Source organism: Micromonospora sp. ATLC20, from assembly GCF_057196585.1.
Window position 1 is genome coordinate 1 of the sequence record NZ_JBXUOV010000201.1, and the last position, 9872, is coordinate 9872.

10 protein-coding genes are annotated in these 9872 nt (G+C 71.5%); 1 reads left to right on the forward strand and 9 read right to left on the reverse strand.

The genetic code is table 11. The features are described from left to right. Window positions 1-116 precede the first annotated feature (116 nt). The 7 genes from AC2CHG_RS27130 to AC2CHG_RS27160 all read right to left on the reverse strand — a co-directional run bounded on the left by AC2CHG_RS27130 (window position 117) and on the right by AC2CHG_RS27160 (window position 7658). Entirely contained in the window at window positions 117-1184 is a 1068-nt protein-coding gene (locus AC2CHG_RS27130; RefSeq protein ID WP_484525864.1) for a lytic polysaccharide monooxygenase auxiliary activity family 9 protein, read from the reverse strand. A gap of 185 nt (window positions 1185-1369) precedes the next feature. Further along, the gene (gene urtE, locus AC2CHG_RS27135) at window positions 1370-2065 is read right to left on the reverse strand and encodes an urea ABC transporter ATP-binding subunit UrtE (RefSeq protein ID WP_484525865.1); all 696 of its coding nucleotides are present in this window, start codon (window positions 2063-2065) and stop codon (window positions 1370-1372) included. Further along, window positions 2062-2838 carry an urea ABC transporter ATP-binding protein UrtD gene (urtD, locus tag AC2CHG_RS27140; RefSeq protein WP_484525866.1) on the reverse strand — a complete coding sequence of 259 codons (777 nt, stop codon included), beginning with the start codon at window positions 2836-2838 and terminating at the stop codon, window positions 2062-2064. The genes urtE and urtD overlap by 4 nt, the downstream gene beginning before the upstream one ends. Then, window positions 2835-3968 (reverse strand): urea ABC transporter permease subunit UrtC, encoded by a 1134-nt coding sequence (urtC, locus tag AC2CHG_RS27145; RefSeq protein ID WP_484525867.1) that lies wholly within the window; start codon window positions 3966-3968, stop codon window positions 2835-2837. Before urtC ends, urtD begins: the two co-directional genes overlap by 4 nt. After that, window positions 3965-4852 carry an urea ABC transporter permease subunit UrtB gene (gene urtB, locus AC2CHG_RS27150; protein WP_484525868.1) on the reverse strand — a complete coding sequence of 296 codons (888 nt, stop codon included), beginning with the start codon at window positions 4850-4852 and terminating at the stop codon, window positions 3965-3967. The genes urtC and urtB overlap by 4 nt, the downstream gene beginning before the upstream one ends. 75 nt (window positions 4853-4927) lie before the next feature. Further along, window positions 4928-6172: an urea ABC transporter substrate-binding protein gene (gene urtA, locus AC2CHG_RS27155; RefSeq protein ID WP_402813382.1), complete on the reverse strand. Its 1245-nt coding sequence runs from the start codon at window positions 6170-6172 to the stop codon at window positions 4928-4930. A 403-nt stretch (window positions 6173-6575) separates the two neighbouring features. Beyond that, window positions 6576-7658 (reverse strand): substrate-binding domain-containing protein, encoded by a 1083-nt coding sequence (locus AC2CHG_RS27160; protein WP_484525869.1) that lies wholly within the window; start codon window positions 7656-7658, stop codon window positions 6576-6578. Window positions 7659-7754: 96 nt separating this feature from the next. On the opposite strand from AC2CHG_RS27160, the gene AC2CHG_RS27165 reads away from it, so the two are divergent. Next, window positions 7755-8231: a MarR family winged helix-turn-helix transcriptional regulator gene (locus tag AC2CHG_RS27165; RefSeq protein ID WP_402813376.1), complete on the forward strand. Its 477-nt coding sequence runs from the start codon at window positions 7755-7757 to the stop codon at window positions 8229-8231. On the opposite strand, the gene AC2CHG_RS27170 is transcribed toward AC2CHG_RS27165, so the two are convergent. Beyond that, entirely contained in the window at window positions 8218-8955 is a 738-nt protein-coding gene (locus tag AC2CHG_RS27170) for an urease accessory protein UreD (protein ID WP_484525870.1), read from the reverse strand. The two genes, AC2CHG_RS27165 and AC2CHG_RS27170, sit on opposite strands and share 14 nt — an antisense overlap. After that, entirely contained in the window at window positions 8955-9626 is a 672-nt protein-coding gene (ureG, locus tag AC2CHG_RS27175) for an urease accessory protein UreG (RefSeq protein WP_402813370.1), read from the reverse strand. The genes AC2CHG_RS27170 and ureG overlap by 1 nt, the downstream gene beginning before the upstream one ends. Window positions 9627-9872: the final 246 nt, after the last annotated feature.

A 9872-nucleotide genomic window follows, 5' to 3' on the forward strand; every position in this document is an offset into this window, starting at 1 on the left:
AGTTCCACGCCTTGCAGCGGCCGTACAACCAGGTCTGCGGCGTCTCCCAGGCGCACCTGTCCGGGGTGGTGGGGGGGGGGGGCGCCCGCCCCCCCCCCCCCACCGCAGATGCGCTGTTACCGAGCGGTGCAGGTGAGGGTGGGTGTGGAGTTGGTGCCGTTCCAGGAGGCGTTGAAGCCGAAGCTGGTGGTGGCGCTGGCGCTCAGCGAACCGTTGTAGGCGACGTTCGACGCGGTGACCGACGAACCGCTCGAGGTGACCGTCGCGTTCCAGGCGTTGGTGATGCTCTGGCCGTTGGGCCAGGTCCACGCCACAGTCCATCCGGAGATGGCGGCGTTGCCGGCCCGGACGGTGACGTCGGCGCCGAAGCCACCGGACCACTCGCTGGTCTTGCGGAAGGTGGCGGTGCAGGCACCGTTGCCCGCCGGCGGCGGCGTGGTGGGCGGCGGAGTCGTCGGCGGCGGAGTGGTGGGCGGCGGCGTGGTGGGCGGCGGGGTCGTCGGCGGCGGGGTGCCACCACCGCCGAAGATCACGTCACTGCAGAGGTAGTACGGCTGGTCGAGGTGGGATGCCTGCCAGATGGTGTAGATGACGTGCCGCCCGGTGCGGTTGCCCGCGTTCACCTGCGCCTCGTAGAGCCCGGTGGTCGGGTAGCTGCCGGTGCGCAGCACCAGTTCGAGGCTGTTCCAGGTGAGGGGCTGGGTGGTCGGGTCGAAGCCCTGCTTGGTGATGTAGATCAACATGTAGTCGGCACCGTGCTTGGCGCCGTCGGTCAGCGTCAGCGTGAAGTTGTTCGGCATCGGCTTCGCGGTCCACGCGCCGACCGCGTCGAGCGAGGCGTACAGGCCGTTCTGGGTGCGACCGCCGCTGCACAGCTGCCCGTCCGGCACGGCGGCCTGGTGGTTGCCGCCGACGTTCTCGCGGTACAGGCCGTTCCAGTTCCACATCGTGTTCGGGTTGGCCTGCCACGCCTGCCAGCACATCGGGTCGGTCTGGGCCATCGTGGGGTTGAGGTGGTCGGAACCCCAGCGCTCGTAACATCCGTAGTTGCGTGACGGCGGGTTGGTGACCGATCCGTGCGCCGAGGCCGGAACGGCGTGATTGACGACGACCATCGTGAACGAGGCGACGAGAACTGCGACCGCGCCCAGTCCCAGACGGCGTGCTGTCCGTGAGATTCTCATGATGCTCCAGTGGATGCGCCGGCGCCCAGTGGCCCTCGCTGGGTGCCCACCCCGGAGAAGGTGACGCCGATCGATTAAAGCCGTCCCAGGGGTGGACGGCACTGCTGCCCAGCAGCGCTTGGCGACTCCCAGCCACGATGTTAGTAAAGACGGCTGTCAATGTAAATCGATACCGACGTATCGGGTCAGACCGCGAGGGCCGCGCGTACCTCCCGCTCCGCCTCGACTCCCCCGTCGCCGTGCGAGGTGACCCGGCCGGATTCGAGGACGTGGTAGCGGTTCGCCACCCGCAGCGCGAACCCGAGGTGCTGCTCGACGAGCAGCACGCTGAAGCCGGACTGCCGGGTCAGCTCGACGATCCGCTCCTGGATCTCGGCGACCACCGACGGCTGGATGCCCTCGGTCGGCTCGTCGAGCATGAGCAGCCGCGGCCGGGTGATCAACGCGCGGGCGACGGCGAGTTGCTGACGCTGACCACCGGAGAGCAGTCCGGCGCGCCGCCGCAGCAGCGGACGCAGCGCCGGGAACAGGTCCAGCACCTCCGCCGTCGCCACCGCGCCGTCGCGCCGGGCGTCGGCGACGAGGCGCAGGTTCTCCGCCGCCGTCAGGTGCGGGAAGCACTGCTGGCCCTGCGGGACGTACGCCATGCCGCGCGTCACCCGCTCGTGCGGCGCGAGACGGGTGACGTCCTCGCCGTCCAGCTCGACGGTGCCCGCGGTCGGCCGCAGCAGGCCCGCCGCGACCCGCAGCAGGGTGCTCTTGCCGGCGCCGTTGTGCCCGAGCACCGCGGCCACCCCGTCGGGCGGGACGGCGAGGTCCACGCCGTGCAGCACCCGGGAACGCCCGTATCCGGCGTGCACCCCGCGCAGGGTCAGCATCATGCCTCCAGACCGCTGGGGACCGGCCCGGCGTCGACCGGGTGGCCGAGGTAGACCTCCTGCACGCGCGGGTCCGCCTGGACCTGCGCAACAGTGCCCTCGCTGAGCACCTTCCCCGCGTGCAGCACTGTGACGCTGCGCGCGAAGCGACGCAGGAAGTCCATGTCGTGCTCGATCACCACCACCGTGCGGTCCCGGCTCACCGTCTCCAGCAGGGCGCCCGTGGCGTCGCGCTCCTCGTGGCTCATCCCGGCGACCGGCTCGTCGAGCAGCAGCAGCCGCGCGTCCTGCACCAGCAGCATGCCGATCTCCAGCCACTGCTTCTGGCCGTGCGCGAGCGTGCCGGCGAGCTGGTCGGCCCAGCCGGTCAGCCCGATGGTCTCCAGCGCGGCGGCCACCTCGTCGGGGATCCCCCGCCGGCGCCGGGCCAGGGTGGCCCAGCTCCGGCGGGCGCCCGCGGCGATGTCGAGGTTCTGCACGACCGACAGCTCCTCGAAGACCGCCGACGTCTGGAACGTCCGGCCGATGCCGAGCCGGCTGATCCGGTGCACCGGGCGGCCCAGCAGTTCCTGGTCGCCGAAGCGCACCGAGCCGGTGGCCCGCACCAGACCGGTGATCGCGTCGACCACTGTGGTCTTGCCGGCGCCGTTCGGCCCGATCAGGAACCGGATGTCACCGGCGGGCACCTCCAGCGAGACGCCGTCGACGGCGGTGAAGCCGTCGAAGCTGACCCGCACGTCACGGACGGACAGCCCGTCCAGCCGGTCGTCGCTCACGGTGTCTCCACCCCCGCCCGTCCGCCGCGGCGGCGGGCCAGCGCCCACAGCGACGCCAGGCCGCCGGGAAGGAACGCCACCACCACCACGAACAGCAGGCCCTGCAGGTACGTCCAGGTGCCCGGGAAACGTTCGGAGAGGGCGGTACGCGCCCAGGCGACCGCCACCGCGCCGAGCACCGGCCCGAGCAGCGTGGCCCGGCCGCCCACCGCCACACCGATGACGAACTCGATCGACGGCACGATACCGATGAGGGCGGGCGAGATGATGCCCACCGCCGGCACGAACAGCGCGCCGGCGAGGCCCGCCATACCCGCCGCCACCACGTAGGCGACGAGCTTGACCGACGCCGGGTCGTAGCCGAGGAAGCGGACCCGCTCCTCGCTGTCGCGCACCGCCACCAGCAGTTCCCCGTAGCGGCTGTGGACGATCTGGCGGGCCAGCGCGAGCAACGCGAGCAGGACGCCGGCGATGATGAAGTAGACCATCCGCTGGTTGACCGGGTCGTCCAGGTCGTAGCCGAAGAAGCCCTGGATGTCGGTGAGCCCGTTGGTGCCACCAGTGGTCCCCTGCTGGCCGATCAACAGGATCACCATGGCGGCGGCGAGAGCCTGGCTGAGGATGGCGAAGTACGCGCCCCGCACCCGGCGGCGGAACACCAGTGAGCCGAGCCCGAAGGCGACGGCCATCGGCAGCAGCACCGTGGCCGGCAGTGCGAACCACGGGCTGGCGAACGGCCGCCACCAGACCGGTAGTTCGTCGAGCTGCCCGTACAGCTGCATGAAGTCGGGCATCCCACCGGGACCCGCGTCGGCGAGCTTGAGGTGCATGGCCATCGCGTAGCCGCCCAGGCCGAAGAAGACGCCCTGGCCGAGGGTGAGCATGCCGCCGCGTCCCCAGGCGATGCCGATGCCGACGGCGACCATGGCGACGCAGAGGTACTTGGCGAGCAGGGCCAGCCGGAAGTCCGACAGCGCCAGCGGCGCGACGGCGAACAGCAGCGCCGCGCCGAACGCGAACCCCGCCGCCGCGCGCAGCCGGGACCGGCCACCCGACCGGCTTTCAGGCGCGTTGCCTGCCGGGGCCGGTGCGCCGGCGGTGCTCGGCGGCGCGGGTGTCACGGCGGTCATGCGAGGCTCCTGGTCCGCAGGGTGAACAGGCCCTGTGGCCGCCACTGGAGGAACGCGACGATCGCCACGAAGACGATCACCTTGGCGACGCTGAGGGTCGTGAGGTACTCCCCGGTGGCCTGGAGGACCCCGAGGGCGAAGGCGACGATCACGCTGCCCTTGAGCTGACCGATCCCGCCGACCACGACGACCAGGAAGGCGTCGATGATCAGGTTGGTGCCCATGGTCGGGCCGATCGGGCCGAGCAGGGTGAGCGCCACCCCGGCGAGCCCGGCCAGACCCGAGCCGAGAAAGAAGGTCGTCCGGTCGACCCGGGCGGTGGGGATGCCGGACACCGCGGCGAGGTCGCGGTTCTGCACGACCGCGCGGATCCGGCGCCCCAACGGGGTGAACCGGAGCGCCAGCGTGAGGACGGCGACGGCGGCCAGGGCCAGGGCCAGGATGAACAGCCGGTTGTTGGCGACCGTCAGGCCGCCGGGCACCGCCACGTTGCCGGTGAGCAGGTCCGGCGCGCGGGTCTGCACGTTGGGGCTGCCGAAGATGTCCCGGGCGAGCTGTTGCAGCATCAGGGACACGCCCCAGGTGACCAGCAGGGTGTCCAGGGGACGGGCGTAGAGCCGGCGGATCAGCAGGATCTCCAGCAGCACCCCCATCGTGCCGGCGACCACGAACGCCACCGGCAGCGCGACCAGCAGCGACAGGCCGGCGCCGGTGATGCTCTGTTGCAGCACGTACGTGGTGTAGGCGCCGGCCATGATGAACTCGCCGTGCGCCATGTTGATGACGTTCATCTGGCCGAAGGTCAGCGCCAGCCCGAGCGCGATGAGCAGCAGCACCGCGCCGATGCTGATGCCGGTGAAGAGTTGACCGAAGAGGACTGTCACGGTGGGTACTCCGTACTGCTGGTCGGGGACCCGGGCGGGGCGCGTCGTCGCGGTGCCCGCCCGGGGCCGGCGTCGTCAGCTCAGGCCGCTCGCCCACGGATAGGTCTTCAGGTACGGGTCCGGCGCGATCGGCTTGCCGGAGTTCCACACCTCGGTGATCAGGCCGTCGGCGCCGACCTTGCCGATGCGGGCGGTCTTGGCGATGTGCTGGGTCTTGCCGTCGACGGTGACCAGGCCCTCCGGCGCCTCGAAGGTGATGCCGTCGGAGGCACCGCGGACCTTCTCGACGTCGAACGCGCCGGCCTTCTCGACCATCGCCTTCCACAGGTAGACGCTGACGTAGGCGGCCTCCATCGGGTCGCTCGTCGGCTTGTCCGCGCCGTACTTCGCCTTGTACGCGGCCACGAACTTGCCGTTGGCCGCGCCGGGCGTGGTCTGGTAGTAGTTCCAGGCGGTCAGCTGCCCCTCCAGGTACTGGGTGCCGATGCTCTTGACCTCCTCCTCGGCGATGGACACCGACACCACGGGCATCGCGGCGGCGGTCAGCCCGGCTGACTTGTACTCCTTGAAGAAAGCCACGTTGCTGTCGCCGTTGAGGGTGTTGAAGACGGCCTTCGCGCCGGACGATTTGACCTTGTTGACGATCGTGCCGAATTCGGTGGAACCGAGCGGCGCGTAATCCTCACCGACCACTGTCATCCCGTTCGCCGCCGCGTACGCCTTGATGATTTTGTTCGCCGTCCGCGGGAAGACGTAGTCGCTGCCGACCAGGTAGACCGATTTCGTTCCCTGGGCCTTGAGGTAGTCGAGCCCGGGGACGATCTGCTGGTTGGTCGTCGCGCCGGTGTAGAAGATGTAGGGCGACTGTTCCAGACCCTCGTACTGCACCGGGTAGAACAGCAGCGCCTTGTTCTTCTCGAACACCGGCTTGACCGCCTTGCGGCTGGCCGACGTCCAGCAGCCGAAGACGGCCGCCACCCGGTCCTCGGAGATCAGCTTCTCGGCCTTCTCCGCGAAGGTGGGCCAGTCCGAGGCGCCATCCTCCCCTACCGGCTGGATCTTCTTGCCGAGGACGCCGCCGGCCGCGTTGATCTCCTCGACGGCGAGCATGATGGAGTCGCGGACGGTGACCTCGCTGATCGCCATGGTGCCGGAGAGCGAGTTGAGCAGGCCCACCTTGACGGTGTCGCCGGAGACGTCGGCGGTGACACCGGCCGCGCCGCCCTCGTCGCTGGTCTTACTGCCGCACGCGGTCATGGCCGCCGCGGCGACGAGGGTCATGGCACCCGCCAGGATGCGGCGGCTCCGAAGAACTGACATCTAATCTCCCTGCGGTGCACTCAAGTAGCGAAAGGACGGTCGGTGCGGTCCGGTGGAGTCGGCGATGCCGAGGCCGGCGGGTGGACGTCGGCCATGGTCATCGCGTCGGTTACGGGCACGCAAAGCGTCGACCGGCATGATTGCGTTAACGTTTCCCCGCCCTTAATTGACTGTTTCCCGCGCCGGTGGAGAGAGCGCACGCCACAACGACCGAGACCGTCTGATGCAAGACGGTTTCAGCCGCGGTCGAAGCGATGAAGAATTGCCACCACAATGGTCGGCGGACAAATTCCGCCGACGGTGGACATAGATTCGCGGTATCCACCCGTCGGGGTAGATACTTCACGCAGGAAGCATCTTAGGGCCGGGCCGGGTGGACGTGTCAAGGGTCCGCATCGGACGGTCAGATCTGGGCGAGCACTGTGAAGTCCAGGCCGTCGGCCTCGGCGAGGTAGATCCGCTGACGCACGTGCCGCCGACGCAGCTGCAGCCGACCGCGCGGCCCGTGGTACGCCACCGTGTCGGCAGCCGTCTCGATCGCCCGCACGTCGAGGGTGCGGGCCTGCCCGATCAGGGCGGCGAGCAGCATCACGCCCTCGTAGCAGGACTCCCCCAGGCTGCCCAGCGGCGGCGCCTCCACCCCGAACCGGTGGGCGAACTCGCCGTGGAAGTCGAGGTTCTCCTGCGTCACGAGGCCGGCGAAGAAACCCGCCGTGCTGTAGAGGCGCCGCGTCGCGCCCGCCCCGCTGGCCAGCAGCATGTTCTCGTCCATCAGGGTGCTCAGCCGCAGGCAGCGCTGGTCCATCGCGGCACGCGCGAACGCCCGGTTGAACCGCACCGCGTCCGCGCCGACGAGCAGCATCACCACGGCATCGGCCTCGCTGCGCTCGATCCGGCGCAACACGTCGTCGAAGTCGTGCGTCTCCAACGGCAGGAACGCCTGCCCCACCACGCGGCCACCACCGCGCAACGCGTACCGCTGAGCCGCCCGCGCGGTGTGCCGGGGCCACACGTAGTCGTTGCCGACCACGAACCAGCGGCGCACGCCCCGCTCCCCCGCGAGCAGCCGCATCGCCGGCCACAGCTGGGCGTCCGGCGTCTCGCTGGTCAGATAGACCCCCTCGGTACGCTCACCGCCCTCGTACAGGGCGGTGTAGACGTACGGCACGCGGTGCGCGACCCGGGGCGCGAGCGCCTGCCGCACCGAGGAGATGTGCCAGCCGGTCACGCCCTGCACGGCGCCCACCGACACCAGCGCCTCCACCTGGGCGGCCACCTCGGCCGGCGGGGCGCCACCGTCGACCGGCACCAGCCGCACCTCGCGGCCCAGCACCCCGCCGGAGGCGTTGATCTCCTCGACCGCGAGCTGGGCACAGAGTTCGCAGGTCGGGCCGAACATTCCCGCCGGCCCGCGCATCGGGTACACCAGCGCGATGCCGACCACGGCCCGATCGACTGTGAGCCACGGCGGTGCCGGCGCGGACATGAGCCCATGATTGCCCGGCCGACGTGGGAAAACCACAGCTCTCCACGGACCGGGACGAGTCGCTACCATGACAGGGCCACCGGCCCAGGGAGTTCCATGTCAGACGTGCCCGGGGCGCCAGCCGATCTGCTGCGCTCGCTCACCCGCGCCGAACGCCTGCTCTCCCGCCGGTTGGCCGCCGTTCTGGCCGACGACGACCTGACCACCGAGGCGTGGCGCGTGCTCTGCCTGCTCGCCGACGGTCAGGGCCATCCGATGAGCGAGGTGTCCGCCGAGGCGTCGTTGCCGCCGGGGACCCTCACCAAGCTGGTCGACCAGCTCGTCGACCGTAACCTGGTGTTCCGGCGGATCGACCCGCTGGACCGCCGGCGTATCCGGGCCTATCTGACCGCCCGGGGCCGCCGCGAGCACGCCCGCCTCGACGAGCGGGTCCGGACCAGCCTCGCCGAGGCGGGCGTCCCGGCCGACACCGTCCTGCTCGGCCAGCTCGCCGACCTGATCGCCCGGCTCGATCCGGCGGGTCGCCGCGACCACGTCGAGGCGGCCGGCCTTCGCCTCACTACACCTCGGTGAGCAGCGGCTCGCCGTCGAGGTGGGCGCGCAGCGTGTGCGCGTCGGGAGCGGTGGCGGTCCACAGTGTCGCCGGACCACCTGCCAGGGGCAGCCGGGCGACGGTACCCTCGACCATCGCGGTCTCGTGGGTCAGCGACGGGTCCACCACCAGCAGCGACCCGGTGGCCGGCGCGTCGCCGAGCACCGCGGGGCCGGACCAGCCGGGCGCGTCCGGTCCCACTGCCAGCGACTGGCGCAGGAGCGGCCGGCCGTCGTAGTCGACCCGGGTGTGGACGACAGCGCTGCCCGGCGCCTCGCCGTACCGGCCGCAGATCACCTCGTCGCGCCAGGTCAGCCTCGCCCCGGCGGCCAGCTCGACGCGGGACTCGGCGAGGTGGGCGCAGCCGGCCGCCGCCACCAGTTGCTCGGGCAACCAGTGCAGTGCGCCGCCGTCGTGCACCACCGCACGGACCGCCATTCGCGACGCGACGCCGGGCCGGCCGGGCAGGGCGACCGAGGCGGCGACGGTGTGTACCCGCACCGCCGCCCCCGGTCCCACGTCGATCTCCAGCCGCAGGTCGTCGCCGGCGAGCGGGCCGGCCGCCCCGCCGACGACGTACACGGTCGCGACACGACCGGTGCCGGGCGTCTGTCGCAGCAGCAGCAGCGTCTCGCCGCGCAGCTCGGCGAGGACCGTGCCGCCCCGGCCATCGGCCCGGGCCATCAGCCGGGCGTACGCGCGCATCAGGCCGGGCCGACCCGCGCGGCGACCGGATGCGCTGCCGCGTGGTGGGCCAGTTCGTGGCGGATCCAGTCGGCGACCTGCCCCGCCGCCGGGTCGCCGACGATCGACAGGAACACGGTCGGCAGGTCGCCGCGCCGGGCCCGCGCGTCCCGGTCCATGACCGCCAGGTCCGCGCCCACCATCGGGGCCAGGTCGGTCTTGTTGATCACGAGCAGGTCGGCGGACGTCACACCGGGTCCGCCCTTGCGCGGCACCTTGTCTCCGCCGGCCACGTCGACCACGAAGATCTGCCGGTCCACCAGACCCCGGCTGAACGTGGCGGTCAGGTTGTCCCCGCCGCTCTCGACAAGCACCAGATCCAGCGGGCCGACCACCTCGGCCAGCTCGTCCACGGCGTCGAGGTTGGCCCCGATGTCGTCCCGGATGGCGGTGTGCGGGCAGCAGCCGGTCTCCACGGCGCGGATCCGGGCCGGGTCCAGCACACCGGCCCGCTTGAGGAAGTCGGCGTCCTCGGTCGTGTAGATGTCGTTTGTGACCACGCCGAGTCGCAGCTCCCCGGCGAACGCCCGGCACAGGGCCGCCACCAGTGCGGTCTTGCCGGACCCGACCGGCCCGCCGATGCCGACGCGCAGCGCCCGGCCGGGGAGTGCCAGCGGCGGATGCGGGTCCACCCCCGGTTCAGGGTGGGTGTGCGGAACGGTCTCGTCGTGCGGGGCGGGATTCCGGTCGGCCTCGGACGCAAGGGTGTCAGGACGCAAAGAGACGCACCTCCCAGGTGGCATGAGCTTCGGCATGGATGTCGGCGAGGGGGGCGGCCGCCGCGGGCAGCCACTCGGGTGGGTCGTCGGGGGGCCGGGCGGCCGCGGGGGGCGGGGCGGCGGCCGCGCCGGCCCGCCCCACAACCACGCCCTGCTGCC

Bases quoted from the DNA above. Each gene is read 5' to 3' on its own strand.
- urtC (WP_484525867.1), bottom strand. From the start codon at position 3,968: ATGACCGCCGTGACACCCGCGCCGCCGAGCACCGCCGGCGCACCGGCC.
- AC2CHG_RS27165 (WP_402813376.1), top strand. From the start codon at position 7,755: ATGTCAGACGTGCCCGGGGCGCCAGCCGATCTGCTGCGCTCGCTCACC.
- AC2CHG_RS27160 (WP_484525869.1), bottom strand. From the start codon at position 7,658: ATGTCCGCGCCGGCACCGCCGTGGCTCACAGTCGATCGGGCCGTGGTC.
- urtA (WP_402813382.1), bottom strand. From the start codon at position 6,172: ATGTCAGTTCTTCGGAGCCGCCGCATCCTGGCGGGTGCCATGACCCTC.
- AC2CHG_RS27130 (WP_484525864.1), bottom strand. From the start codon at position 1,184: ATGAGAATCTCACGGACAGCACGCCGTCTGGGACTGGGCGCGGTCGCA.
- AC2CHG_RS27170 (WP_484525870.1), bottom strand. From the start codon at position 8,955: ATGCGCGCGTACGCCCGGCTGATGGCCCGGGCCGATGGCCGGGGCGGC.
- urtE (WP_484525865.1), bottom strand. From the start codon at position 2,065: ATGATGCTGACCCTGCGCGGGGTGCACGCCGGATACGGGCGTTCCCGG.